This is a genomic window from Micromonospora sp. BL1, from assembly GCF_003667485.1.
In the GTDB taxonomy this organism is placed as follows: Bacteria; Actinomycetota; Actinomycetes; order Mycobacteriales; family Micromonosporaceae; genus Micromonospora; species Micromonospora tulbaghiae.
On record NZ_RCVK01000227.1, the window covers coordinates 29,441 to 55,329 of the forward strand.

Consider the following 25,889-nt stretch of genomic DNA (forward strand, 5'->3'; position numbering starts at 1 on the left):
AGCGTCGTGAGGTCATGGAGCCGAGGTTCGGCGAACACATCATCGGGCGGGAGCATCCCGCTGCGCTGCTGCGCGCCGAAGTGGCCCGGCTGGTCGACAGCCACGGCGGTCTCGTCCTGGTCACCGGCGAGCCGGGCATCGGCAAGACCACACTGGTCTCGGCCGCCGCCGACGAGGCCCGCCGCGGCGGAGCGCTGGTGCTCGGCGCCGCCTGCTGGGACTCCGACACCGCCCCCGACTACTGGCCCTGGGTGCAGGTGCTGCGCCGCCTGTCCCGGTCCGCCGACGACCCGCGCGCGGTGCGGGAGGCAGCCGACGCGGGCCTGGCGGCGCTGCTGGGCGAGCACGCGGCGGGCGACGGTCGTCGCGGCGGGCCGGCACCGGCAGGCGACGCGACCGAGCCGGGCGACGCGACCGAGCCGGGTGACGCCGGCCGGGCCGAGTTCGACAGGCACGACGCGGTGACCGCCGCGCTCGTCGCCGTCGCCCAGCACCGGCCGGTCGCCGTGATCCTCGACGACCTGCACTGGGCCGACCCGGCGTCGCTGCGGCTGCTCCAGTTCGTCACCCAGCACGCCTGGTTCGAACGGTTGCTGCTGATCGGCACCTACCGGGACGCCGAAGTCGAATCCGGCGAGCATCCGCTGCGGCCGTTGCTGCTGCCGCTGACCGCCAAGGCCACCACCGTCACGCTCGCCGGGCTGGGCCGCGCCGAGGTGGCCGCGCTGATGGCTCGCACCGCCGGCCGGGAGCCCGCTCCGAGCCTGGTCGACGAGGTGCACCGGCGCACCGGCGGTAACCCGTTCTTCGTGGAGCAGACCGCCCGGCTCTGGCACACCCACGGCCTCACCGACACCGTCGCCCCGGGCGTGCGGGAGGTGGTGCGCCGCCGGCTCGACCAACTGCCCGCCCCGGTGGTCGAGGCGCTCACAGTGGCCGCGGTGCTCGGCCGCGAGTTCGACAGGCTGACGCTCGCCGCCTGCGTACCCGCTCCCGTCGCGCAGGTCGACCGGCTGCTCGGCCGCGCCGCCGCGGCCCGGCTGGTGCTGCCCCGCAGTGACGGCCGGTTCGTCTTCGTGCACGACCTGGTCCGCGAGACGCTCTACGACGGGCTCGCCGAGGACGAGCGGCGGGCCCGGCACGCGGCTGTGGTCCGGGCTGTCGACCGGTCGGACGCGCTCGCCGGCGCGCTCAGCCCGGCCCACCTGGCCCGGCACGCCTGGCTGGCCGGCGCCGAGCTGGAACCGGAACGCGCCGGTGACCTGCTGCTGGCCGCCGCCCGCGACGCCGGGGGCCGGATCGCCGTGGACGAGTCGGTACGGCACTACCGGCGCGCGCTCGAACTGACCGGCGATCCCGGCCGGCGGATCCGGGTGCTGCTGGAACTGGCCGGGCTGCTGCACCACGCCGGCCCGCCGGCCGAGGTCGAGCGGCTGCTGGCCGAGGCCGCCGCGCTGGCCCGGGAGCTGCCCGATCCCGGCGTGCTGACCCGGGTGGCGCTCATCGCGCACCGGCAGCACTCCGCCACCCGCCGCCGGCTCGACGCCGCCGAACTGGTCCGGGAGGCGTACCGGCGGTTGATCGCGGAGCCGGACCCGGAACGCCCGGTACGCGCGCTGGTCACCGACCTGATCACCGCCACCGAGACGCTCGCCCGGCACGGCCGCGACGACGAGGCGCTCACCTTCAGCCTGTGGGCCCGACACGACACCACCTGGGGTCTCGGCACCGCGCAGGAGCGGGCCGTCGTCACCGCCGAGATCCGGGAGGTGGCCCGCCGCAGCGGCGACCGGGAGACCGAGCTGTGGGCCACGGCGCTGCGCTGGGTCGCGCTGCTGGAGCTGGGCGATCCGGGCTACCGGCACGAGCTGACCGCGTTCGTGACCGGCGCGCGACGCGACGACGTGGCCCGGCAGCGGGTGGCGGCGATCGCGGACACCGCCATCATCGCCGCCTTCCAGGGCGACCTCGCCGCCGCCGAGGCGGGCTTCGCCGAGGCGGAGAGCTACCGCGAGCCGGGGCACTCCGACCACGCGTTCATGACGCACCACATGCGGTGGTCGATTCTGCTGCTGTACGGCCGCCTCGCCGAGGCCGAGGCGGTGCTCGACCGGGTGGGCACCGGGCACCCGCAGGCCGAGCTGCTCCGGGCGATCACCGCGGCCGAGCGCGGCGACGCGGCCACTGTGCTGCGGCTCACCGCCGCGATCGAGGCCGCGGGCACCGCGTACCCCCGGTCGGTGTCGCCGCTGTGGCTGCGCCTGCGGGCGCAGTCGGCGGCGGTGGACGGCGACCCGGCGCGGTGCGCGGCGGTGCGGGCCGACCTGGCCCCGCACCGCGGGCAGTGGGCGGCGGCGTTGTTCGGCTGCGACATCGGCGGCCCGGTCGACCTGTGGCTGGGCGGTGTGGACGCGGCCGAGGGCCGGTGGGACGCGGCGGTCGACTGCTACGCGGCGGCCCGGGAGGCCGCCGACCGGCTGGGCGCCCGGCCCTGGTCGGTGCTGGCCCGGGCCGCACTGGTGGGCGCGCTCGCCGGGCGGGACGGTCCGGGCGACGCGGCCGGGGCGCGGCGGCTGCGTGCCGAGACGGTGGCCGAGGCGCGGACGCTGGGCATGGTCCAGGTGGTGGACCGGCTGGGCGCGGCGGATCCCGCCCCGGCGGCGGCGTCCGCCCTGGTCGCGCCCCCGGCCGCCCGGCTCGGCGCGGGCGCCCCGGCGCTGGTCGCCGCGTCGTCGCCGGCCGGCCGCCGGACCACGTCGGGTCTGTCCCGGGCGGGTGTGGTCCACGGGCGGTCGTCCGACCCCGGCGCGGGCGGTGCGGACGTGGTCCGGCCCGAGTTCCGGCCGGACGGGCCGGTGTGGCGCCTCGCGTACGACGGCGTCGTGGTGCACCTGCCCGACGCCAAAGGGCTGCACGACCTGCGCCTGCTGCTGAGCCGGCCCGGCGCGGACGTGCCCGCCGTCGAACTGCTCGACCCGGCGGCCGGACCGGAACTCGTCGCCGCGCGCCGCCTCGGGGCCGACCCGGTGCTCGACGACGAAGCGAAGGCCCGCTACCGCCGGCACCTGCGGCGGCTCGACGACGAGATCGACCGCGCGGCGGCCCGCGACGACGGGCGGCGGCTGGCCGAGCTGGACGCCGAGCGCGCGGCGCTGCTCGACCAGTTGCGGGCCGCCGCCGGGCTGGCCGGGCGCACCAGGCGTCTCGGTGACCAGGCGGAACGGGCGCGCAAGGCGGTGACCGGCCGGATCCGGGACACCCTGCGCCGCATCGACGAGCGGCATCCGGCGCTCGCCGCCCACCTGCGCGAGTCGGTCACCACCGGCGGCGCCTGCCGCTACCGGCCGGCCGAGCCGGTGCCCTGGCGGCTCTGACCGCCGAGGTGGCGGGGCCGCGCGGACCCCGCCACCGTCGTCACGTCAGCGGCGGTTGTAGCGGTACATCGTCAGCGTGCCGAACACGACCACGAAGAGGACGCTCCAGAGCAGCATCCACATGGTGCTCGGGCCGTCCATCGAGCCGGCCATCGCCGCGCGGACCGAGGTCACGAGCTGGGTGATCGGGTTGACCTTGACGAAGGCCTGCAGCCAACCGGGCATGGTGGACGGGTCGACGAACACGTTGCTCAGGAACGTCAGCGGGAACAGCACCATCATGCTGGTCCCCATCACCGACTTCTCGCTGCGCAGCACCAGGCCGAAGAACGTCCACACCCAGGAGAACGCGAACGAGAAGACCACCAGCAGCCCGATCCCGGCCAGCACCCCGAGCAGCCCGCCGTCGGGACGGAAACCGAGCACCACGCCCACGGTGAGGATGACCACGGCGGCCAGGACGTAGCGCAGCACGTCGCCGAAGATCATCCCGACCAGCGCCGCCGGCCGCCAGACCGGCAGCGTACGGATCCGGTCGAAGACGCCCTTCTCGATGTCGCTGTTCAGCCCGACCCCGGTGTACATGGTGATCATCACGACGCTCGTGACCATGATGCCGGGCAGGAAGAACTGGAGGTACGCACGCGGGCTGTCGGCGAGCGCGCCACCGAACAGGTACGTGAACATCAGCACCATGATGATCGGGAACGCGGTCACGTCGAACAGCTGCTCCGGCACGTGCTTGATCTTCAGCAACGCGCGCCAGCCGAACGTCAGCGACGCCGACAGCGCGCTGGGCCGGGCCGGACGCTCCGCCGGGGCGAGCACAGTGGCCAGCGCCTCGGCGGACGGCATGTAGACGGACGGCGCCCGCCCGGTGGTGATCGCGGTGTCGCTCATCGCGCCGCCTCCAGTTCGTCGTCCCGCTCGTCCGCCGGGACGGCCGGGTGGTCGGTCAGGGCCAGGAAGACCTCGTCCAGGCTGGGCTGGCCGAGGGAGAAGTCGTCCACCACGATGCCGGCGGCGGCCAGCTCGCCGAGCGCCCGCGCGGCCTGCGTACCGGCCTCCAGGTCGGTGCCGTGCTCGCCGACACGGGCGGTCAGCGCCGCCGGGTCCGCGGCGAGCTGCACCGGTACGCCGAGTGACGTGCGCAGCACCTGCTCGGCCTGCGGACGCTGCCCCGGATCACGCAGCCGGATGTGGACGCTGCCCGCGCCGATCGACGCCTTCAACTCGCCCGGGGTGCCCTCCGCGATCACCCGGCCGTGGTCGACCACAGCGATCCGGCCGGCGAGCTGGTCCGCCTCGTCCAGGTACTGCGTGGTCAGCAGCACAGTGGTGCCGTACGCCACCACCGCCCGCACGATCGCCCACACCTGGTTGCGGCTGCGCGGGTCCAGCCCGGTGGTCGGCTCGTCGAGGAACAGCAGATCCGGGGTGTTGAGGATGCTCGCGGCGATGTCGATGCGCCGCCGCATCCCGCCGGAGTACTTCTTCACCTGCCGTCCCGCCGCCTCGGTCAGCCCGAACGCGGCCAGCAACTGCTCGGCCCGGTCCCGGGCGCCCGCCCGGCCCAGCCCGAGCAGCCGGCCCAGCAGGACCAGGTTCTCCGCCCCGGTCAGGTCCTCGTCCAGCGAGGCGTACTGGCCGGTCAGGCTCACCCGGGCACGCACCGCGTCGGCGTCACGCACCACGTCGTGCCCGAAAACCCGGGCCGTGCCGCCGTCCGGGCGCAACAGCGTCGCCAGCACCCGTACGGCGGTGGTCTTCCCGGCGCCGTTCGGGCCCAGCACGCCGTAGACGGTGCCGGCGGGAACCCGCAGGTCCAGCCCGTCGAGTGCCCGGGTCGAACCGAAGGACCGGACCAGGCCCTCGGCCTCGACGGCCAGGCCGGTGTTCCGGTTGCTCATGAATCGCTACCTCTCCTCGTCGGTGTCCTCGACAGGCGGCGTGCCGCCAGACCGATCGCCTGTTTCAACGAGGCCGGAAAGCCGTAGTCGTGCCGGCCTCACCCCGGAGGCGCCAGGTGGCCTGCCAGATCCGATCTGGCGGTGGCGATTCCCGGCCGATGGTGGCCGGTACGGGAGGAAGGCGGGTTATGACCGTTCCCGCGGCGGTCCGCCGGATGACCGGTCGCCGACAGCGCCCGATCGATCGTCTGCCATATGCTGCGCCGGCATCCGACGCACGGGGGGCGTGTCCCGGTTGTGGCTACGCGGACGCCTCTCCGTGCATTGAAACCGAGAGGGGTCCACCGTGTCCATCGTCCGAAGAGTGCTCGGCGCACTCACCGTGGCGGCCCTGGCCGTCACCGTCCCACCCGCCGCGGCCGGCGCGGCCGAGGAGCCGACAGGTGTCCTCCACCTGACCGTCACCGCGCCCGACGGCTCCCCGAGCCCGGGCAGTGTCGACGTGGTGGCGGCGGACAGCAGCTACGACGTCCAACTGCTCCAGTTGGACGAGGCCGGGCAACTGCGCGTGGAGGTGCCGGCCGGCGACTACAAGATCGCCATCAGCCCGGCGTACGTCGACCCCGACCTGCCCGACGACTCGCTGCGGCAGTGGGTGCCGGGCCGGACGGACTGGGCGGGGGCCGGAACGGTCCGGGTGTCCGCGGGGGGCACGACGGACGTCTCCGAGCGCCTGCTCACGCCCAGCCCGTTGACCCTGCGGGCGCGTGACGCGGTCACCGGCGCCCCGATCGACCGCGTCTGCGTGTACGTCGACACCCGCCGCAACCTGTGCGACGACGGCGAGGTGACAGTGCCGCCGCTCGTCCCCGGTCCGCAGGAGGTACGGGTCTACACCGACGGTGATTCCCACCTGCCCCGCGACACCACCGTGACCGTGCTGGCCGACGGCAGCGGCAGCGCGGTGGTCGACCTGACCCCGGCCGCGCACGTGGTGTCCCGGGTGGTCGACGCGGCGACCGGCGCGCCCGTCGCCGGGGCCTGTGTGACGCCGGCGCCCGCCGGTACCGGCGAACTCCCCCACAACCCGGGACGGTACTGCTCCGACGCCTCCGGGAACGTCCGCGTCGGCCTGGTCGAGGCCGGCTCCTGGAACCTGTTCGCCCGCCCGGCCGGCGGATCGGCGTACGGCGCGCAGTGGGTCGGCGCGACCGGCGGCACCGGTGACACGAAGCAGGCCCGGGTGGTCACCCTCCGGGCCGGGCAGACGGTCACCGTGCCCCCGATCCGGCTCGACCGCGCCGGTGTCGTCACCGGCACCGTGACCAGCGCGGCCACCGGCAGGCCGGCGACCTCCGGCGCCGTGACGCTCGCGCCCGAGTCGGGCTTCTTCCTCAATTGGGGTGTAAAGCTGGACGCGCAGGGCCGCTACCGGATCGACTGGCTCGGCCCGTACGCGTGGCCGCTGCTGTACACCACCGCCGACAACGCCACCCAGTGGTCCGGCGGGTTCGCCCTGCGGGGCAAGGCCGTGCCGGTCACGGTCCGGGCCGGCGCCACCACCGTCTACGACCTCGCCGTACGGCGAGGCGTCCTGGTCACCGGCCGGCTCGTCGACCCGGAGGGCCGCCCGGTGGTCGCCGAGCTGACGGTGCGCAACGCGCGTACCCGTGAGGTCATCGGCTACACGTTGGATCTGGATCGCGACGGCGAGTACGCGCTGCGCGTGCTCGGCCCTCAGCCGGTCACCGTGGGGTGGCTGTGGACGCCTCCGTACGTCAGCTACGCCGGCTGGTACGACGGCGCGGCCCGTCCGGCCGACGCCACCGAGGTGACACTGCCGGGCAACGGAACGCTTCGGCTCGACGTCGAGGTCGACCGGTACCCGGCCGGCTGAGCGACCCCGGTCGATCGGCACGGGCCGGGTGGCGTCTGAGCCTCCCGGCCCGGCGCCGGTCAGCGTGCCGAGTCCAGCCGGGTCCGCTGCTCGGCGGTCAGCTCCAGGTCGACAGCGGCCAGGCTCTCCTCCAGCTGCGCCACCGAGGAGAAGCCGACCAGCGGGATCGACGGCTGGTCCCCGCCCATCAGCCAGGCCAGCACCACCTGGTTCACTGTGGCGCCGGTCTCGGCGGCGACCGCCCGAAGCGCCGCCAGCCGGGCCGGGGTGGCGGGCAGCACGTACTCCTCGCCGAGCCGCTCCGGCCGGACGTACGCGCCCTTCAGCAGCGGCGAGTACGCGACCAGCGTGAGCTGCGGTTCCGTACGCAGGTAGCTGAGCAGGTCGGGGCCGACCCAGCCGACGTCGCCGTCCGGGTCCAGCTCGCTCGGCACGTCCAGCCGCCGGGGCAGGTAGCTGCGGTGGTACTGGAGCACCTCGTACCCGGGCAGGCCGGCCGCGGCGGCGAGCGCGCGGGCCCGCTCGACCCGCCAGGCGCGGTGGTTGCTGGCGCCCAGCAACCCGACCGTGCCCTCGGCGACCAGCTCGGCGAAGCCCTCCACGGTCTCCCGCATGGGGATCGCCCGGTCCTCGATGTGGGCGTAGAGCAGGTCGATCCGCTCGACGCCGAGGCGCTCCCGGCTGCGTTCGGCGGACTCGCGGATCACCTTGGCCGACAGCCCTTCCGGGTTGTCGACATAGCTGGTGCCCGGCGCGAGCGGGCGGGCACCCAGCTTCGTGGCGATGACCACCTCGCCGCCGATGCCGCGGCTGCGCCGCCAGCGGCCGAGCAGCTCCTCGCTCTCGCCACCCTGGCCCCCGTTGTGCCAGAAGGCGTAGTTGTCCGAGGTGTCGATGAAGGTGCCGCCCGCCTCGACGTACCGGTCGAGGATGGCGAACGAGGTGGCCTCGTCGGTGGCGGTGCCGAACAGCATCGCGCCGAGACTGAGCACACTGACCTCGCGGCGGGTGGCCGGGTCCGTGCCGATGGTGCGGTAGCGCATGTCTTCCTCCCCGTCGGAGCTTTGCCGGTCACCCTGCCCCTTCGAGTGCGCGCGAAGTCAACAAGCGGAGGGGCCCCGGTCTCCCGGGGCCCCTCCGACGTGTGACTGCTCAGTTCGGGATGTAGTCGAACTCGTCCGGGTTCGGGCCCGTCCGGCCGGCCTCGCCCCGGTCCAGCGAGGTGAGCCGCTCCATCGCGGCGTCGTCGAGCGTGAAGTCGAAGATCGCGAAGTTCTCCTCGATCCGCTTCGGGGTGGTCGACTTCGGGAAGACGATGTCGCCGCGCTGCACGTGCCAGCGCAGCACCACCTGGGCCGGGGTCCGGCCGACCTGCTCGGCCACGTCGACGACTGTCGGATCGTCGAGCACCTTGCCCTGCGCGATCGGCGACCACGCCTCGGTGAGGATGCCGTGCGCCTTGTCGTACGCCCGCACCTCCTCGTTGCCGAGGTAGGGGTGCGCCTCGATCTGGTTGACCGCCGGCACCACGTCCGCCTCGGCGGCCAGCCGCTCCAGGTGCGCGACCTGGAAGTTGGACACGCCGATCGACCGGACGGTGCCCTCGCGCCGCAGGTCTTCGAGCACCTTCCAGGTGGAGACGAAGTCGCCGTCGTAGCGGGTGGGCAGCGGCCAGTGGATCAGGAACAGGTCGAGGTAGTCGAACTTCAGTTCCCGCAGCGACTGCTCGAACGCCTTGCGGGCGTCGTCCGGGCGGTGGAAGCCGTTGTTCAGCTTGCTGGTGACGAAGACCTCGCCGCGGTCCAGCCCGGAGGCGCGCAGCGCCTGGCCCACCTCGGCCTCGTTGCCGTACATCTGGGCGGTGTCGATGTGCCGGTAGCCGACCTCCAGCGCGGTGCCGACCGCCCGCACGGTGTCCTTCGGCTCGATCTGGAAGACGCCGAAGCCGAGCTGCGGGATGGTGTTGCCGTCATTGAGCGCGATGTCCGGAATGCCGTTCTGGGCCATGAGAGCCTCATCTCCGATCGTGCGATGCCCGGGGGGCGCGTCCGTGCCGGCTGCCCCCGGCCGTGCCAACCGGATGTCTCTACCCGCTCGCCACGCTTCCTCACATCGGGGACGAGCGTCAACCCCAGATCGAGCGCGCCCACTCGGGGTGGTCGACGAACGGGTTCCGGTTGCCCTGCCAGCGCTCGTAGATGCGCTGGTTGCGGCGCTTCTCGAAGGCGTCCGGCGGATCCTGGTCGTTCCAGGCCAGCAGCTTCGACAGCCGCCCGAGCCGGGGCGCGGAGCCGTTGGAGACCGAGTCGTTCGGTTCCAGGTCCGGCCAGCCGTCGCCGCCCTCGTACCGGATCGCCATGTAGAGGATCATGCGGGCCACGTCGCCCTTCACCGCGTCGCGCGGCTCGAACGAGTCGGCGTCGGTGTAGCAGCCGGGCGCCTCGGCCACCGCGCCGCCGCCGGCGTCGAAGTCCTTGTTGCCGCGCGACGAGTTGACCGACACGTCCTCCGGCCGCAGGTGGTGCACGTCGGTGCCGGGGCCGGTGGCGGTGCCGAAGTCGCCGTGCGACTTGGCCCAGACGTGCTCGCGGTTCCAGTCGTTCGCGCCGCCGCCGTTGCTCGTCTTGCTCTGCGAGCGTCCGCTGTAGAGCAGGATCACGTTGGCCGGGTTGGCCGGATCCTGGTCGGTGTCCTTGAGCGCGTCCCACACCTGGTCGTAGCTGAGCTTCGTCTGCACCTTGATGATGCCGTGCAGCGCGGTGCGCAGCGCCGGCCCGGTCCGGCCGGCCGCGGCCGCGTAGTACGCGTCCGGCACGGCGGTGCCGGTCGGGCTCGGGGTCGGCGTGGGGCTCGGCGTGGCGCCGCCGCCGAGGCTCATCGCGGTCGGGTTCTTCAGCCCGCCGTGGCTGAAGTACGCGGTGAGCGCGCCGGTCGCTGTGACCTGCCGCCCGCGCAGCGACGGGTTGGTGAGCAGCCCGAAGGTGCTCCGCCAGGCGGCCGTCACCTGCACGTACAGCATCCGGCCGGTGCCGGTCTCGCCGGCCTGGTCGGCGAGGGCGATCGTGGTGTCCGCGGTGAAGCCGGACGTGAGCACCGTGTTGGTGGCGGTGGGCTGGCCGATGACGTAGCCGGTGACGGTGGCCGTCCGGCCGTCCTGGGCGGCGAGCGCCTGCGCCACGGTCAGGGGTGTCGCGGCCGACGCGGCGCCGGTCACGCCGAGCGGGATACCGACCGCGACGGCGAGCACGACCGCCGCGATCAACCGCCCGGGTCGCGAGCGGGTGACACGCTTCATATTCATGATCAGCGATGTTAGTCGGATCGAGGTGAACTGCGGGAGGTCAGCGGGCCGACTTTTCGTCCCGGCCGGCCTCGAACAGCACCGGCCACGGCCGGGCCGCCGGGGCGAGGAGTGCCGGTCCGCCCGGTTCGCCGGGCGCGGCGAGCGTCTCGGTGGCGAGGTGGCCGAACATCGGCGCGGCCGGGTGCGCCGCCCGGCTCGGCCAGGCCGCGGAGATCCGCCGGACCAGCGGCGCGCCGGCGATCGGTCGCCAGGCGATACGCGGTTCCCGGCGGGCCAGCACGGCGGGCTCGACGGCGACCGCGCCGCCGGCCAGGAGCAGACCGAACAGGAACTCCGGGTTGCGCGCGGGGCGGACCCGGGCCGGGGCGAAACCGTGCTGCCGGCACACGGTCAGCAGATGCTCGTGCCAGCCGGGCGCGGTGACCGGCGGCGCGGTGACCAGATCCATGCCGGCCAGGTCGGCGAGCGCGATCTCCCGCGGCCGGGCCAGCGGAGAGGCCCGGGGCAGCAGCACACCCACCGGCACGTCCACCGGCTCACCGAAGCGCAGCCCGGCCCCGTCGACCGGATGGTGCAGCAGGCCGACGTCCAGCCGCCCGTCCGCGAGCATCCGGTGCTGCTCGGCGCTCGTCAGTTCGTGCAGGTCGAGGGCGAGCCCGGGTGCGCGGGCCGCGAGCGCGTCGAGCAGCGCGCGCAACGTCACGGCCGGGGTCTCCGGGGGTACGCCGGCACGCAGTACCCCGAGCGCGCCCCGCCGGACCCGCTCGGCGAGGTGACGCAGCCGGCGTTCGCCGGCCAGCAGTTCGTCGGCCTCGCCGAGCAGCAACTGGCCGGCGGTGGTGAGGCCGACCTGGCGCTGCGACCTGTCGAACAGGGTGACGCCCAACTCCCGCTCCAACCGCTGGATCGACTGGCTCAGCGGTGGCTGCGCCATGCCCAGCGTCTCGGCGGCCCGGCCGAAGTGCAGTTCCCGGGCGACCACCACGAAATGCCGCAGGTGCCGCAGCAGGTCCATCCGGGCACCCTAGCGTCGCCGCTGGTTACCGTGTCGGCGTGGATGTGGCGGAACGGATCGGGGAGATCTTCGGGCGGGCCGGGGTGCGGGGTTGCCTGCACGTCGTGGACGTGGACGACCCGGCCGGCGGTGACGTGGCGCTGCGCGCCGACGAGCAGATCGTCATCGCGTCCATCTTCAAGATCATGCTGGTGCTGGAGTTCGCCCGGCAGGCCGCCGCCGGGCAGCTCGACCCGACCGAACGGGTGGTGGTCGGTCCCGCCGACCGGCTCGGCGGCTGGGGTGTGGCCGGCTGCGCCGACGACGTCGAGATCTCCCTGCGTGACCTCGCGTACCTGGCCATGTCGGTGAGTGACAACACGGCGGCCGACCTTCTGCTGCGCCGGGTCGGCGCGGACGTGCTGCCGATGCTGGCCGCGGAGCTGGACCTGCCGCGCACCCGGATCGTCGGCGGCCCTCGGCAACTCGTCGAGACGATGCTCTCCGACGTGGGCGCACGCACCGAGGCGGACTTCGCGCGGATCTTCCCCACCCTGTCGCCCGAACGGATCCGCGCGATGCGGGTCTTCGACCCCGAGCACACCAGCTCCAGCACCGCCCGCGAGCTGACCCGGTTGCTCCGTCTGGTGTGGCGGGACGAGGCCGGGCCGGCGCCCGCGTGCGCCATGGTCCGGGAGCTGATGGCACGGCAACTCTTCTGGACCCGGCTGGCCGCCGGCTTCCCACCCGGGGTCCGGGTCGCCGGGAAGACCGGCACCCTGCCGGGGCTGCACCTCGAAGCCGGCGTCGCGGAGTACCCCGACGGTCGCAGGTATGCGATCGCGGTGGCGGTACGTACGCAACGGCTGGCCGCCCGCCGGATCGACGTGGACCTGGCGATGGGGGAGGCGGCCCGCACCGCTGTCGAGTCGTTGCGCTGATCCGGCTCGGCGCATCGGCGCTGACCTGCGGTGATATCGGTCCGGATATCGGTCGTTGCGCTCGTCGATCTTGGACATCGGCATCAGTCGGGTGGTGGGCTGGGCCTACCGATCACCGATCCCGAACGGGGAGGACGACACATGCCCGAGAACCGGCCGTCCGGCTACGCCCGCCGTCGATTCCTGCGCGACACCGCCGTCGGCGCCGCCGCCGTCACCACCGCCGGACTCGTCGCCGCCGCCCCGGCGGAAGCGGCCGGGCCGAGCCCTGTCGCCGTGCCGAGCCGCGCCGCCGGCGGTACGCGACGCGGCGGCGCGGTGACCTTCCGCTGGTGGGGGACCTCCGGCTGGCGCATCGACGTCGGGGACCGGACGGTGCTCGTCGACCCGTACCTGAGCCGGTACGACACCGGGCTGTTCCGCAAGGCGTTCGACCCCGGCACCCCGCTGACCGTGGCCGCCGACGTGGTCGACCGGCTCGCCGACCGGGCCGAGAACATCCTCGTCACCCACACCCACTGGGACCACTTCAACGACGTGCCGCACATCGCCGCCCGGACCGGCGCCCGGGTCTTCGGCACGCTCACCGCCTACCACCTCGGCCTGGCGTACGGGCTGCCGACCGGGCAACTGGCCCCGGTCAAGGGCGGCGAGGTGCTCGACTTCGACGGGTACACGGTGGAGGTGGTCGGCTCGCTGCACAGCCGGAATCCCACCTGGTCGATGGCCTTCCCGGGGGTACGGGTCAGCCGGCCGCCCCGTCCGGAGACGATCGCCGACCTGCCCGAGGGCGACACGCTGGCGTACCAGATCCGGATCGACGGCGGGCCGTCGGTGTTCTTCATGGGTGCCAGCGACTTCGACGAGCGCAAGCTGAGCGGGCTCGCCCCGGACGTCGCGATGGTCGCCTCCGCCGCCAGTACGTCGACCGCCGACTACGTGCCCCGGCTGATGGCCGCGCTGGATCACCCGAAGGTCGTGGTGCCGGTGCACTGGGACAACTTCGAGACGCCGCTCACCAACCCGCCGACTGTCGCCGCGAACGACCGGGAACGCCTCGACGCCCTCGTCGCCGAGGTGCGCCGGGTCTCGCCGCGCAGCCGCGTGCTGGTGCCCGAGTACCACACCGCGTACCGGTTCTGACGGCGTCGCTCAGGAGGCCGCCAGCCGGGCGTAGACGTCGCCGGAGCGACCGGCCGGGCGGTACGTCTCCAGCAGGCGTACCAGCTCGGCCGCGTCCAGCCACCGGTCGCTCGCGAACCGCATGGTCTCCACCGGCGAGTAGTTGTAGCGGTAGCCGCCCGCCGTCGCGCCCAGCCGTTCCACCAGCTCCAACGCGGCCAGCGCGGCGTCGTGCGCGGGCGGCAGGTACTCGAAGGACAGCCCGCGCACCGGGTGACTCAGGCCGGACAGCACGTCGACCTCGAAGCCCTCGACGTCGACCTTGCAGAACGCCGGTACGCCGTGCCGCGCGATCAGGTCGTCCAGCGTCACCACCGGCACCTCGACCGACCGGTCCCAGCGGACCCCGGCGAAGCTCGGGTCGGCGGTGACCGACTCGATCCACGACGACGACATGGTGGACACCGTCGGCGTCGCGCTGGACAGCTCCAGCCGCGCGCTCCCGGACCGCGCACCGACCGCCGTCGGCTCGATCGTCACGTCGGCGTCCCGCCCGAAGCCCAGGCGCAGCACGCGCAGGCAGTCCGGCTGCGGCTCGACAGCGACCACCCGCGCGCCCAGTCGCCGCCAGGTACGCACCCGGCCGCCCACGTGGGCGCCGATGTCGAAGCCGAGGTCGCCGGGGGAGAGGAACTGCCCGTAGAGCTGCCGGGCACGCCGGTGCTTGGCCGGCTGACCGTGGTAGACGGCCAGGGAACGGGTGATCCCCCAGGCCCGAGCGAGCATCGTCACGACATCCCTAACTGTGAGTGGTGGACTTCGGTCCGAACGCGTTCAGGAACCGGTCGCGGAACGACTCCATCGGCCAGACCGGGGCCTGCGGGCCGGGGTTGAGGCCGTCCTGCCACCCCCACCCGGCGATCCGGTCGAGCACGGCCGGGTCCTTCGCGACGACGGTGATCGGCACGTCCTTGCCGGCGCCCTCGCCGGTGACCGCCCGGGCCGGCTGGTGGTCGCCGAGGAACACGAGCACCAGGTTCTCGTCGCCGTACCGCTGGACGTAGGAGATGAGCGTGCGCAGCGAGTAGACAACCGCGCGCCGGTACGCCTCCCGGGTGCCCTCCGCCGAGCGGTCGGCGCGTGCGGTCCCCTTGTACACCGAGCCGTCGCCGACGTCGTCCCAGTCGACGAGCGGCGGTACCGGCGTCCACGGCACGTGGCTGGACAGCAACGGGATCTCGGCCATCACCGGGGCGTGCCCGGGTCCGCGCTCGCGGCGCTGGAACGTCGACAGCGTGTACTGGTCCGGCGGTGAGGAGAAGCTGAACAGCGGCCCCCGGTAGCCGAGTTCCTTCATGCCGTACACCTGGTCCGGGGAGAAGAAGTCGGCCTCCGGCCAGGCGCGGGTGAGCGCCGGCATGACCAGCGTGGTCCGCCATCCGGCGCGCTTGAACGCGCCGTTGAGGGTCAGGTGGTCGCTGCGGACCAGGTTGGTGTAGCGCAGCTGGTTGTCCGCCCGGATGCCGCTCATCAGCGTGGCGTGCGCGAGCCAGCTCCCGCCGCCGGTGGTGGACGAGGTGAGGAACGCGCTGCGGCTGCCGTACCCGGCCGCGCGCAACTGCCGGGTGCCCTCGTCCAGGACGGCGTCCACCTCCGGCGCGAGGTCCGGGTCCTCCAGCGCGACCCGGCCGTAGCTCTCCACGAACGTGAACAGGACGTCCTTGCCGCGCAACGCGGTCAGCAACTGCTCGCCCGGCACGTTCTGGAACGGGTCGCCGGCGAGCTGCGTGTTCAGCGTCTCCTGGTCGTTGAGGCCCGCCCGTACCTGCCGGGCCCGGTCGTGGAGACCGGCCGCCACCGTGTCGGCGGCGACCGGGACGCCCGGCACGATCTGCGCGCCGAGCACGGCGCAGACCACCCAGGCGGCGGCGAACGCGGTGGTCGCGCGCGCGGTCACCACCCGGTGGCCGGCCACGACCCGGGTCAGCCGCCGCACCGACAGCGTCACCAGCAGCGGTACGGCGAGGACCGCGACCACTGCCAGCGCCACCGCGCCCACCTCGGCGGCGCGACCGTACGACTCGGACAGGAACTCCGCGCCCGCGCCGAGGAACGTCCAGTCGGCGATCAGGTCGAAGGGGCGGTCCAGGACCAGCGAGAACCCGAGGTCGGTGACCTTGAGGACGAGGACCAGGCCGAGCAACGCGCCGAGAACCGTGGCCACGACCCGGCGCGGACGTGCCGGCAGGACCAGCAGCAGGGCGACGGCGATCAGCCCTTCCACCGGGATGCGCAGGAACGCGCCCGGGCTGAACTCGTTGACGTCGCTCGGCGCGACGAGCGCCACCAGCACGAGCGCGGCGGCCAGCGCGGTGACCGTAGCGGCGAGCACCCGCCGGGTGCGCCGCCTCGCCGGCACCGGCGCGTCGCCGGTCGTGGTGCGGGTCTCGTTGTCGTCGGTCGTGGTGGCGTCCGGGGCGTCGTCGCCGTCCGCCGGGCGGGGCAGGTCGGTCACCGGTGCCGACCGCCGACCTCGGCGGGCTGGCGCGCGATCCGCACGCCCGGCGTCCACTCGGGCCGGTGACCCGCCGGGGCGGGGGAGACCGGCGCGGCCGGGAGCGCGCGCGGCGCCGGGCGTACGCGGTGCCGCCACAGCCAGCCGACGTCACGGCCGAACGACTCGACCAGCAGCGCGAGCGCGCCGAGAAGCACCGCGACGGCGAGCGGCCGGGGCAGGACGCCCGCCGCCACCACCGCCAGCGCGATGCCCTGCGTGGCGGCGACCACCTTGCGCCAGTAGCGCGGCGGCAGCGACCCGCGCATCCACGGCAGCGCCCAGCCGGCGGCGACGAAGGCGTACCGCATCGCGCCGATCACCAGTACCCAGGCGCCCACCTGGTCGGCGACGTACCCGCAGAGGACCAGGACGAGGAAGGAGTCGACCTCCATGTCGAACCGGGCGCCCAGCGCGCTCACCGTGCCGGTACGGCGGGCCACCTGCCCGTCGACCCAGTCGAGCGACAGCGCCACGGCGCTCAGCGCGACCAGGACCGGCACCACGATCGGCTCGCGGAACGAGTCGACAGTCAACGCGGCCACACCGCCGGTGAGCGTCGCCCGGGTGAGCGTCACCCAGTCCGCCGGCCCGAGCCGGTCCGCGCCCGAACGGCGCAGCCCGTATCCGAGCGCCGCGACCGTCACCACCCCGAAGAGCAGACCGGCCAGCCAGCCGTACGCGCTCAGGCCGACCGTGCCGGCCAGGGCCGCGAGTACGCCGACCTGGAGAATCGCCCCCGCGAATGGATCAGTTCGAAGTGCGGACACCATGCCTCCGAGGTAGACGTCACGAACCACACCTGTGTACGGAGAACATGCCCGAACAGTTCGTTCTGATACCGGAAACGCGCCAGCAGAAGCAGCGGCATCAGCGGCTCCGCGCGCTTGTTCGCTTGCACGTAAGTACGTACTTCCGTACTATCGCTGCCGTGGCAAGCGTGGAGGAACGGCTCGCGGCCCTGGAGGCGCAGGTGGCCCGGCTGGCCGGCGAGCGGGACGCCGGAGCCGGCACGCCGGCCGGCGAGGCCGCGCCGACCGACGCCCTCTGGGCACTCGGCGGCCTGAAGCAGCGAATTCCCGCCGGCGGCGCCGGTGCGGTGCTCTACACCGGCACCGTCCGCACCGGGGACCGGAACTACGACTGGCAGTACGGCGCCACAGTCGACGACCTGCTCGACGACGACTGGCCGGCACTGGCCGGCACGCTCACCGCGCTGGCGCATCCGGTGCGACTCCGGCTGCTGCGCGAGATCCTCGGCGGGCGGCACGGCACCGCCGAACTGGCCGGCCTCGACGGGATCGGCACCACCGGCCAGCTCCATCACCACCTGCGCCAACTCGCCGCCGCCGGCTGGCTGCGCAGCGGCGCCCGCGGGCGCTACGACATACCGCCCGAGCGGGCGGTGCCGCTGCTGGCCATCCTCACCGCCGCCCGCCGCTGACCCGGCCGGCCACTTCGACGGAAGGCAGCGCCATGCGTACCCCGATCGTTCTCGCCGTCGCCGCCGGCCTCGCCGCCTCGGCCGTGGCGGCGGTCCGGAAGCCCCGGCCGCCCCGCCTGGGCCAGCAGCGGACCGGCGACGCGGACCTGGCCGCGACCGTCCGCGCCGCCGTGGACGACCCCGAAGGACTGCGCGGCCTCGCGGTGGCGGTGATCGAGGGCGACCGGGCCCGCGGCGGGCCGGCCGTCGAACCGGGCACACCGTTCGAGATCGGCTCGCTCGTCAAGCCGCTCACCGGAATGCTCCTGGCCCGGCAGGTGGCTGCCGACGTCGTCGACCCCGGCGACCGGCTGGCCGCCGTCCTGCCCGGCGTGACCGGTCCGGCCGGTGAGGTCACGCTCGCCGAACTGGCCAGTCACCGGGCCGGGTTGCCCCGGCTGGCGCTCGACTCCGCGGGCGCGATGGTCCGCACCTGGTGGGCGGCGTCCACGGCCGGAAATCCGTACGCCGGCTACGACGTGGACCGGATCGTCGCCGTCGCCGCGAACACCGAGCCGGGCGGAGACCGCGGCACCGTCTCCTACTCGAACTTCGGCGCGGCGCTGCTCGGCCAGGCGCTGGCGGCCCGGGCCGGCGTCGGCTATCCGGAACTGCTGCGCCGGGACGTGCTGCGTCCACTGGAGATGAACGCCACGCTGGCCGCCACCGAGGCCGGGCACCTGCCGGGCGGGCGGGCCGAGGGCGCCACCGCCGCCGGCCGGGCCGCCGACCCCTGGCTGGGCGCGGGCTACGCCCCGGCCGGCATCGGAATCTGGTCCACGGCCGAGGATCTGGCCCGGCTCACCGCCGCGATGCTCGCCGGCACCGCCCCCGGCGCCGACGCCGCCACGCCCCGCTTCGACGCCGGGAAGGACCGCCGCGTCGGGTACGGCTGGTTCACCAGCCGGTACGGCGACCGGGAGATCGTCTGGCACAACGGGGGCACCAGTGGCTTCCGGGCCTTCCTGGGCTTCGACCGGGCCGCCGACCGAGGTGTGGTGGTGCTCGGCAACACCACACGCGACGTGGACCCGATCGGCCTGCGACTGCTCGTCTGAGGCGGCGCGGCGGTCACCGCGTCCGGTCGGCGGTGTCCTGCTCGCGCCGGGCCAGCGCCGAACGGCGGTAGCCGTACAGCGCGTAGACGACCGCGCCGAGCAGGAACCAGGCGCCGAACCGCAGCCACGTCACCGGGTCGAGGAACGTGATCAGCCAGATCGAGAAGATCACGCCGAGCGCCGGGACCACGGGCATGCCGGGGAGCCGGAACGTCCGCGGGGCGTCCGGGCGGCGGTAGCGCAGCACGATCACCGCCACGCACACCACCACGAACGCCAGCAGGATGCCGATGTTCGTCAGCTCGGCGGCCTGCCGGATCGGCAGGAAACCGGCGATCAGCGCCGAGCCGACGCCGACGATCCAGGTGACCCGGGTCGGTACCCGGCGGACCGGGTGGACCTTGGCGAACCAGCCGGGCAGCAGCCCGTCCCGGCTCATCGAGAACCACACCCGGGTCACGCCGAGCATGAACGTGAACATCACGGTGAGGATGCCGATGATCGCCCCGACCGCGATCACACTGGCCAGCCCGGAGAGCCCGACCGAGGCGAACGCGGAGGAGAAGCCGCTCTCCGGGTCGATGTCCCGGTAGTTCTGCATGCCGGTGAGCACCAGCGTGGCCAGCACGTACAGCACCATCGAGACGACCAGCGACCAGATGATCGCCTTGGGCATGTGCCGGCGGGCGTCCCGTGACTCCTCCGCGGCGGTGCTCATCGCGTCGTACCCGAAGACCGCGAAGAAGACGGTGGCCGCGCCGGTGATCGCGCCGCCGACGCCGAACGGGAAGAACGGCGAGTAGTTGGCGGTCTTCACGTGGAAGAAGCCGACCACGATCACCAGCAGCACGACGGCGACCTTGAGGCCCACCACGAACGTCTCGAACCGCGCGGCGGCCCTGATGCCCCGGGTCAGCAGGAACGCGATGAGCAGGCAGAGCACCACCGCGAACAGGTCCACCCGGTGCCCGTCGCCGGTGCCGGGCGCGCCGAGCATCCACGCCGGCAGGTCCGCGCCCAGCTCGTTGACGAGGAAGCCGAAGTAGCCGGAGATGCCGATGGCCACGACGGCGACGATCGCCGTGTACTCCAGCAGCAGGTCCCAGCCGATGAACCAGCCGACCGCCTCGCCCAGCACCGCGTACCCGTAGGTGTAGGCCGACCCGGCCTTGGGGATCATGCCGGCGAACTCCGCGTACGACAGTGCGGCGGCGGCGCTGGCCAGACCGGCGATCAGGAACGACACCAGCACGGCCGGGCCGGCGGTCTCGTTCGCCACCGCCCCGGCCAGCGCGAAGATGCCCGCGCCGATGATGCCGCCGACCCCGATCGCGGTGAGCTGCCACAACCCCAGTTCACGGGAGAGGCCCTCGTCGGTCTCGTCGGCGATCTGCTCGACCGGCTTGCGCCGGAAGATGCCCTGTCCCACCGCCATGCCGGCCCCTCCCCGTCGCCCGCGTCGTACCGCCCCGGGGCCACCGCGTCCGACGAGCCGCGACCCCGCCATGGACGAACGTAAATCCTCGGCGCGAAGATCGCAGCGCGACGGCAGCGATCACCCCGGCGGCGGACCGGCGACCAGCCGCCAGTACTGCCGTTTGCCCTCGTCGCGGACCACGACGCCGAGCCGGGCCAGCTCCCCGTGCAGCTCCCGGGTCTCGGCGTCGTGGCCGCCGTCGAGCGCCCGCTGCCGGGCGCGCAGCAGGGCGTCCGCGCCGGGCGGCAGGCCGGGCAGCCCTTCCACCCAGCGCCGGTACGCGTCCCGGTGCGGGTCCTGGCCGGTCCACGGCCAGCCCTGCCGGGTGAACGCCGCGCGCAATCGCTCGGCGTCCAGGTCGGACTTCTCCCGGGCCAGCTCGCCGCCGGCGGTGTCCAGCAGCACCAGTGCCCTGCCGTCGACGAACACCCCGGCCACGTCGGCGCGGGCGAGGTCACGGCCGTGCCCGTCGCGGTGCAGCCGTACCGACCGGTGGCCGACCGTGACGGTCAGCCGCTCGCGGACCGCCACCACCGCCAGGATCAGGCCGCCGAGCACGCCCACCCCGATCCCGATCGGGTACGAACGCTCGTCCGGCCACCGGGCGAGCAGCTCGAACAGGCCCTGGAACGGGAACCAGGCCAGCCCGGCGATCCAGCCGGACAGCGCGGTCAGCCCGGCTGCCAGTCCCGCCCCGAACAGCGGGAATCCCGCCCAGAACAGCACCAGCTCGCCGCGTCCGCCGTCGACGACGACGTCCTCCCCGGGTTGCCAGGCGGCCACGGTCAGGACACCTCCCGGCGCATGGTGCGGACCAGGCCGGCGGCCAGCGGCAGGAGCACCCAGACGGCCAGCGATACGCCGAGCCGACCCCACTGCCCGCCGGTCATCTCGGCGCCGAGCAGCGGCTCCATGGTGAGCGAGGTGTCCAGCCAGCGGGCCGGCTCCCGCAGCGCGGAGATCATCGCGGACAGGAGGCTCCACACGGTGGGCAGCAGCAGGTAGGTGACGATCGCCAGCGGCGTGTTCAGCAGCAGCAGACCGAAACCGGCACCCATCAGCACGTTCACCACCTGGAACACGGCCGCGTGCGGCAGCAGTTGCCAGTCGAACGTCCAGGCTCCCGCCCCGCCGGTGGCGCCGGCGGCGAGCGTGCCGACGGCGGCGACCGCCAGGCTGACGAGCACCGAGGCGAGCGCGGCGAGCACCACCGCGGCGAGTTTGGCGACGATCACCCGCTCCCGGCGGGGCACCAGCGCGAACGTGGTGAGCGCGCTGCGCTGCGACCACTCGCCGGTGATGGAGAGGATGCCGAGCACCGGCAGGAGCAGCCCGACCGGCAGCAGCGACGGCGTGAAGAACGCGGTGAACGTCTGGTCCGGCGCGTCGAGGACGAACAGCTGCACCACCACGATCACGGCCGCGATCAGGCCGATCGCGATCAGCAACCAGCGTCCGGCCCGGGTGTCGGCGAGCTTGCGCAGCTCCACGGCGGTCAGCCGGGCCAGCGTCGGTCCGGCGACGGCGACCTCGGGTCGCGGTGGTGCAGGGTTGCGGGTGGCGGTGGTCATCGGACGGCCTCCTTGGTCGACGCGCCGGCGGTGAGGGTGAGGAAGAGCTGCTCCAGGCCGCCGCTGCCGGCCGGGCGCAGCTCGGTGAGGACCAGTCCGGCGTCCGCCGCGGCCTGGCCGACCTCGCCCGGCTCGGCCCGGACGACGAAGCCGCCGTCGGTGCCGGCGGTGGCCGGCAGCGCGGCCCGTTCCAGCGTCAGGCGCAGGGCGTGCGCGTCGCGGGCGCGGACGAGCGTGCCGGCACCCGCGAGCAGCTCGTCCTTGCCGCCCTGGGCGACCACCCGGCCGCCGCCGATCACCACCAGCCGGTCGGCCACCGCCTCCACCTCGCGCAGCAGGTGCGAGGAGAGCAGCACCGTGCCGCCCCGGTCGGCGAAGTCGCGCAGCAGGCCGCGCATCCAGAAGATCCCCTCCGGGTCGAGGCCGTTGGCCGGCTCGTCCAGGATCAGGACCCGGGGGTCGCCCAGCAGCGCCAGCGCCAGGCCGAGCCGCTGCCGCATGCCCAGGGAGTACGCGCCGACGCGGCGCCGGGCCGCGGTGTCGTTCAGTCCGACCTGGTCGAGTGCCGCCGCCACCCGCCCCCGGTCGACGCCCATGGTGCGGGCGGCGAGCGTGAGCGTCTCCCGTCCGGTCCGCCCGGTGTGCTGCGCCGAGGCGTCGAGCAGCACGCCGATCTCCCGCCCCGGGTTGGGCAGCTGCCGGTACGGGCGGCCGCCGACCGTCGCGCCACCCGAGGTGGGCGGTGTCATCCCGCAGATCATCCGCATCGTGGTGGACTTCCCGGCGCCGTTCGGCCCGAGGAAACCGGTCACCGAACCCGGTTCGCACCGGAACGTGACGTCCTCGACGGCGGTGTGCGGGCCGTACCGCTTGGTGAGCTGGTCGACTTCGATCATGCCGTCGAGCCTGCCGGGGTCACCCGGTCACGCGCTGCGGCCGGCGGTCGGCGTCACCGTCGACCTCCGTTCACCGCAGGCGTCGACTTTGGTAGCTGGTAGCCGGTCCGGACGGCTTCCTAGCATGGACGGGTGACCAGCGCCGCCGTACCCGACCATCCCTGGCTCCTGCCGGGTTCCCTGGTGCCCGCCCGGGCCGCCCGGCGGACGCCCCGGGACTGGTTCGTGGACGGCGTGCTGTTCGTGGCCTCACTGCTCTGGGTGCTGATCACGCACGCCGACGTCACCAGCGCCACCCCGGAGTTCGGGCTCAACGCCGGTCCGGCCTGGCTGGAGGAGGCCGACCTGCTCATCGGCCTGCTCGTCAGCGGCGCGCTCTGGCTGCGCCGGCGCTGGCCGGTCGGGCTGGCGGTGGCCACCGCGCCGCTCGTGTTCTTCTCGGTCACCTCCGGCGTCGCGTTGCTCGTCATCACGTTCACCGTGCTCGTGCACCGGCCGCTGCCGGTGGGTCTGGCCCTGGCGGCGTGGAACGTGCTGAGCCTGCCGGTCTACCTCGCCGTCCGGCCCGACCCGACGATGCCGTTCTGGGGTTCGGTGATCTGGACCGCGTTGTTCATCGGCGCGGTGGTGGCCTGGGCGCTGTTCGTCAGGGCCCGCCGCCAGCTGGTGCTGTCGCTGCGCGACCGCGCCGAGCGGGCCGAGGCCGAGCAGCAACTCCGGCTCGACCAGGCCCGGCAGCTCGAACGCGGCCGGATCGCCCGCGAGATGCACGACGTGCTCGCGCACCGGATCTCCCTGCTCAGCCTGCACGCGGGCGCGCTGGAGTTCCGGCCGGACGCGCCGCCGGAGGAGGTGGCGCGGGCGGCCGGGGTGATCCGGGCCAGCGCGCACGCCGCGCTCCAGGACCTGCGCGAGGTGATCGGCGTGCTGCGGGCCGAGGTCGGCTCCGAGGCCACGCCGGAACGGCCGCAGCCCACCCTCGCCGACGTGCCCGCGCTCGTCGCCGAGAGCCGCGACGCCGGGGTACGGGTCGGCGTGGTCGACGAGGTGGCCGAGCCGGAGGCGGTGCCCGCGGCGATCGGGCGCAGCGCGTACCGGATCGTGCAGGAGGGGCTGACCAACGCCCGCAAGCACGCACCGGGCGCGGTGGTGACGGTCCGGCTCGCCGGCGGCCCGGGGGAAGGGCTGGCGGTGGAGATCGTCAACCCGTGGCCCGTCGGTGCGCCCGCGACCGCTATCCCGGGCACCGGCACCGGGCTGGTCGGGATCGCGGAGCGGGTCACGCTCGCCGGTGGCCGCCTCGAACACGGGCGGGACGCCGACGGCGCGTTCCGGCTGACCGCCTGGCTGCCCTGGGCGGCGGCTCAGTGAGCGCGCCGGTGCGGGTGCTCATCGTCGACGACGACCCGCTGGTCCGCGGCGCGCTGTCGATGATCCTCGGCGGCGTACCCGACCTGGCTGTGGTCGGCGAGGCCGCCGACGGTGCCGAGGTGCCGGCGGCGGTCGCCGCACACGCCCCGGACGTGGTGCTGATGGACATCCGCATGCCCCGCGTCGACGGGCTGGCCGCCACCGAGGCGCTGCGTGCCACAGCCGAACCGCCCGAGGTGCTGGTGCTCACCACCTTCGACGCCGACGAGCAGGTGCTGCGGGCGCTGCGCGCCGGGGCGAGCGGATTCCTGCTCAAGGACACCCCGCCGGCCGAGATCGTGGCCGCGGTACGCCGGGTCGCGGCGGGGGAGGCGACGCTGTCCCCGGCGGTGACCCGCAAGCTCATCGCGCACGTCACCGGCACCGCGCCGGTGCCCGGCGCGGACCCGAAGCGGGAACGGGCGGTACGGCTGCTCGACGGGCTCTCCGAACGGGAACGGGAGGTCGCGGTGCTGCTCGGCCGGGGCCGGACCAACGCGGAGATCTCCGCCGAGCTGTTCATGAGCGTGGCGACCGTGAAGGCGTACGTGTCGCGGCTGCTGACGAAGCTCGATCTGAACAACCGCGTGCAGGTGGCCCTGCTGGTCCAGGACGCCGGCCTGGTCTGACTCGCCGCACGGGATTGAACTGCTGCCGTTCTCCGGCCGTACCAGTGGTCGAGGATGTGGTGCGGCCGTTCCGCCGTACCGCTGCCGAGCTGCGGGAGGCCTGCCGTGCGAGTTGGTGAGCAGTCGACGGACCCCATCGACCAGATCCTGGGCGAGGTGCCGGTACCGGCGCCGTTGACCCCCGAGGACGTCCGCCTCGCGGTCCGGGCGGTGGTGGTGCACGCCGCCGAGGAGTGGCCCGCGGGGCCGAAGTGCCGCAACGACGGGTCGTCGTTCCCCTGCCGGTTGCATCGCTGGGGCCGGCGGGTGCTGGAGACACACGGTCTCAACGACCGTCAGATCGACGCGCTGATCCGGCACGGCAACCCGTTCGTGCACGTGCCCTTCCCGTTCGTGCTGACCGGCCCGTCCGGCGCCCGTCCGGCCGCCGGTCAGGTCGCCCGTCCGGCCGGTCCGGCGGGTCGGCCGGGCGTACCCGGTCAGGTCGCCCGTCCCGGCGTACCCGGTCCGGCCGGACGCCCGGTGCCGGGACAGCCGGCCCGGGCGGTGCCGGGTCAGGCCGCCCGTCCCGCCGCCGCGGCCCAGGCGGCGCGCGGTCCGGTCCCGCGGGTCGCGACGCCGCCGGTGCGGCCCGGTCTGCGCCCTGTCGCCGGGCGGCCGGCTCCCGCCGCCCGGCCCCGCTGGCCCCGGGCGAGCTGACTCCCGCCGCCCGGTTCCGGGCCGACCGCCCCCGGGCCCGCCGGCCCGGGTGAGCTGACGCCCGGCGCCCGGTTCCGGTCGCGTCGACGCCCCGTCGCGGAGCGGCGTCGGTCGTGCCGGAGCATGCCGGCGGCGGCCCGGCCGGGGAGCCCCCACCCCCGTGCCGGGCCGCCGTCACCGTGTCACTTGACGCCGCAGTCCGGGGCGGACCAGTCCCTGGTGTTCGGCGCCTTGTCCCGGTTGTTCTCCCGCCGCGAGTCCACGTGCGTGTGGTCGTCGTGGTCCGGGTAGCCGGGCCCGTAGATGCCGCTGAAGCCCTGGTCACGAGCGGATCGGGCGATGTCGCAGAGGCTGCGGTGCTTGGCGATCAGATCGGCCGCGTTGCCGTAGAGGTGCTGGCTGTCCGCGGCGCCGCCGACCTGCCGGTTGCAGGCGATGCTGCGGAACCCGCTGGTCACGTAGAGCGGCTTGTCGCCGAGGCTGCGCCGCAGCGCCTCCAGCTTCCACATGGTGCGCAGCGCGTTCTCCCGGGTGGCCGACGAGGAGAGCGGACCCCCGGCCCACCCGCCC

At 74.2% G+C, this 25,889-nt stretch carries 23 protein-coding genes; 9 read left to right on the plus strand and 14 right to left on the minus strand.

The window, feature by feature from the left end; all coding sequences use genetic code 11:
* Nucleotides 1-14 precede the first annotated feature (14 nt).
* Nucleotides 15-3,374, plus strand: coding sequence for an AAA family ATPase (locus tag EAD96_RS13815; protein ID WP_121684540.1), 3,360 nt, complete (start codon nt 15-17; stop codon nt 3,372-3,374).
* 45 nt (nt 3,375-3,419) lie between these two features.
* On the opposite strand, the gene EAD96_RS13820 is transcribed toward EAD96_RS13815, so the two are convergent.
* Nucleotides 3,420-4,274, minus strand: a complete 855-nt coding sequence (locus tag EAD96_RS13820; RefSeq protein WP_120571449.1) for an ABC transporter permease — start codon at nt 4,272-4,274, stop codon at nt 3,420-3,422.
* Nucleotides 4,271-5,284, minus strand: coding sequence for an ATP-binding cassette domain-containing protein (locus tag EAD96_RS13825; protein ID WP_120571448.1), 1,014 nt, complete (start codon nt 5,282-5,284; stop codon nt 4,271-4,273). The genes EAD96_RS13820 and EAD96_RS13825 overlap by 4 nt, the downstream gene beginning before the upstream one ends.
* Before the next feature lie 346 nt (nt 5,285-5,630).
* Between EAD96_RS13825 and EAD96_RS13830 the strand changes: the two genes are divergently transcribed.
* On the plus strand, nt 5,631-7,181 hold the full coding sequence (locus EAD96_RS13830) for a carboxypeptidase-like regulatory domain-containing protein (protein WP_147457872.1): 1,551 nt from the start codon (nt 5,631-5,633) through the stop codon (nt 7,179-7,181).
* A 59-nt stretch (nt 7,182-7,240) separates the two neighbouring features.
* Here EAD96_RS13830 and EAD96_RS13835 read toward each other — a convergent pair whose 3' ends face one another.
* The 4 genes from EAD96_RS13835 to EAD96_RS13850 form a co-directional block, all read right to left on the minus strand.
* Nucleotides 7,241-8,224, minus strand: coding sequence for an aldo/keto reductase (locus EAD96_RS13835; protein WP_121684542.1), 984 nt, complete (start codon nt 8,222-8,224; stop codon nt 7,241-7,243).
* Between the two features lie 109 nt (nt 8,225-8,333).
* Nucleotides 8,334-9,188, minus strand: coding sequence for an aldo/keto reductase (locus tag EAD96_RS13840; RefSeq protein WP_121684543.1), 855 nt, complete (start codon nt 9,186-9,188; stop codon nt 8,334-8,336).
* Between the two features lie 118 nt (nt 9,189-9,306).
* Nucleotides 9,307-10,482: an endonuclease gene (locus EAD96_RS13845; protein WP_121684544.1), complete on the minus strand. Its 1,176-nt coding sequence runs from the start codon at nt 10,480-10,482 to the stop codon at nt 9,307-9,309.
* Between the two features lie 40 nt (nt 10,483-10,522).
* Nucleotides 10,523-11,500: a LysR family transcriptional regulator gene (locus tag EAD96_RS13850; protein ID WP_121684545.1), complete on the minus strand. Its 978-nt coding sequence runs from the start codon at nt 11,498-11,500 to the stop codon at nt 10,523-10,525.
* A gap of 38 nt (nt 11,501-11,538) precedes the next feature.
* Between EAD96_RS13850 and EAD96_RS13855 the strand changes: the two genes are divergently transcribed.
* Together EAD96_RS13855 and EAD96_RS13860 are read left to right on the plus strand one after the other, a co-directional pair.
* Nucleotides 11,539-12,420 (plus strand): serine hydrolase, encoded by an 882-nt coding sequence (locus EAD96_RS13855; protein ID WP_121684546.1) that lies wholly within the window; start codon nt 11,539-11,541, stop codon nt 12,418-12,420.
* Nucleotides 12,421-12,561: 141 nt separating this feature from the next.
* Nucleotides 12,562-13,563, plus strand: a complete 1,002-nt coding sequence (locus EAD96_RS13860; protein WP_121684547.1) for an MBL fold metallo-hydrolase — start codon at nt 12,562-12,564, stop codon at nt 13,561-13,563.
* Nucleotides 13,564-13,572: 9 nt separating this feature from the next.
* Here EAD96_RS13860 and EAD96_RS13865 read toward each other — a convergent pair whose 3' ends face one another.
* From EAD96_RS13865 to EAD96_RS13875, 3 genes are read right to left on the minus strand one after another with little or no spacing between them, the layout of a single operon-like run.
* Entirely contained in the window at nt 13,573-14,328 is a 756-nt protein-coding gene (locus EAD96_RS13865) for an FkbM family methyltransferase (RefSeq protein WP_121684548.1), read from the minus strand.
* Nucleotides 14,329-14,341: 13 nt separating this feature from the next.
* Nucleotides 14,342-16,057: a sulfatase gene (locus tag EAD96_RS13870; protein WP_121684549.1), complete on the minus strand. Its 1,716-nt coding sequence runs from the start codon at nt 16,055-16,057 to the stop codon at nt 14,342-14,344.
* Nucleotides 16,054-16,869, minus strand: a complete 816-nt coding sequence (locus tag EAD96_RS13875; protein WP_233585742.1) for a CDP-alcohol phosphatidyltransferase family protein — start codon at nt 16,867-16,869, stop codon at nt 16,054-16,056. The genes EAD96_RS13870 and EAD96_RS13875 overlap by 4 nt, the downstream gene beginning before the upstream one ends.
* Nucleotides 16,870-17,027: 158 nt before the next feature.
* On the opposite strand from EAD96_RS13875, the gene EAD96_RS13880 reads away from it, so the two are divergent.
* Together EAD96_RS13880 and EAD96_RS13885 are read left to right on the plus strand one after the other, a co-directional pair.
* Nucleotides 17,028-17,540: a helix-turn-helix transcriptional regulator gene (locus EAD96_RS13880; RefSeq protein WP_121684550.1), complete on the plus strand. Its 513-nt coding sequence runs from the start codon at nt 17,028-17,030 to the stop codon at nt 17,538-17,540.
* 32 nt (nt 17,541-17,572) lie between these two features.
* Nucleotides 17,573-18,637 (plus strand): serine hydrolase, encoded by a 1,065-nt coding sequence (locus EAD96_RS13885; protein WP_121684551.1) that lies wholly within the window; start codon nt 17,573-17,575, stop codon nt 18,635-18,637.
* Between the two features lie 13 nt (nt 18,638-18,650).
* Here EAD96_RS13885 and EAD96_RS13890 read toward each other — a convergent pair whose 3' ends face one another.
* From EAD96_RS13890 to EAD96_RS13905, 4 genes are all read right to left on the minus strand, one after another.
* On the minus strand, nt 18,651-20,072 hold the full coding sequence (locus EAD96_RS13890) for an amino acid permease (RefSeq protein WP_121684552.1): 1,422 nt from the start codon (nt 20,070-20,072) through the stop codon (nt 18,651-18,653).
* 120 nt (nt 20,073-20,192) lie between these two features.
* Nucleotides 20,193-20,897, minus strand: coding sequence for a hypothetical protein (locus EAD96_RS13895; RefSeq protein WP_120571436.1), 705 nt, complete (start codon nt 20,895-20,897; stop codon nt 20,193-20,195).
* Between the two features lie 2 nt (nt 20,898-20,899).
* Nucleotides 20,900-21,685 carry an ABC transporter permease gene (locus EAD96_RS13900; protein WP_120571435.1) on the minus strand — a complete coding sequence of 262 codons (786 nt, stop codon included), beginning with the start codon at nt 21,683-21,685 and terminating at the stop codon, nt 20,900-20,902.
* Nucleotides 21,682-22,581, minus strand: a complete 900-nt coding sequence (locus EAD96_RS13905) for an ABC transporter ATP-binding protein (protein ID WP_121684553.1) — start codon at nt 22,579-22,581, stop codon at nt 21,682-21,684. The genes EAD96_RS13900 and EAD96_RS13905 overlap by 4 nt, the downstream gene beginning before the upstream one ends.
* A gap of 132 nt (nt 22,582-22,713) precedes the next feature.
* On the opposite strand from EAD96_RS13905, the gene EAD96_RS13910 reads away from it, so the two are divergent.
* The 3 genes from EAD96_RS13910 (at nt 22,714) to EAD96_RS13920 (ending at nt 25,319) form a co-directional block, all read left to right on the plus strand.
* A complete protein-coding gene (locus EAD96_RS13910; RefSeq protein WP_121684554.1) occupies nt 22,714-23,952 on the plus strand; it encodes a sensor histidine kinase in 1,239 nt (412 codons plus the stop codon).
* Entirely contained in the window at nt 23,949-24,620 is a 672-nt protein-coding gene (locus EAD96_RS13915; RefSeq protein WP_120571433.1) for a response regulator transcription factor, read from the plus strand. The genes EAD96_RS13910 and EAD96_RS13915 overlap by 4 nt, the downstream gene beginning before the upstream one ends.
* A gap of 105 nt (nt 24,621-24,725) precedes the next feature.
* Nucleotides 24,726-25,319, plus strand: a complete 594-nt coding sequence (locus EAD96_RS13920) for a hypothetical protein (RefSeq protein WP_121684555.1) — start codon at nt 24,726-24,728, stop codon at nt 25,317-25,319.
* 182 nt (nt 25,320-25,501) lie between these two features.
* Here the strand turns inward: EAD96_RS13920 and EAD96_RS13925 are convergent.
* On the minus strand, nt 25,502-25,889 hold a 388-nt coding region (locus tag EAD96_RS13925; protein ID WP_233585744.1), incomplete at its 5' end, for a D-Ala-D-Ala carboxypeptidase family metallohydrolase.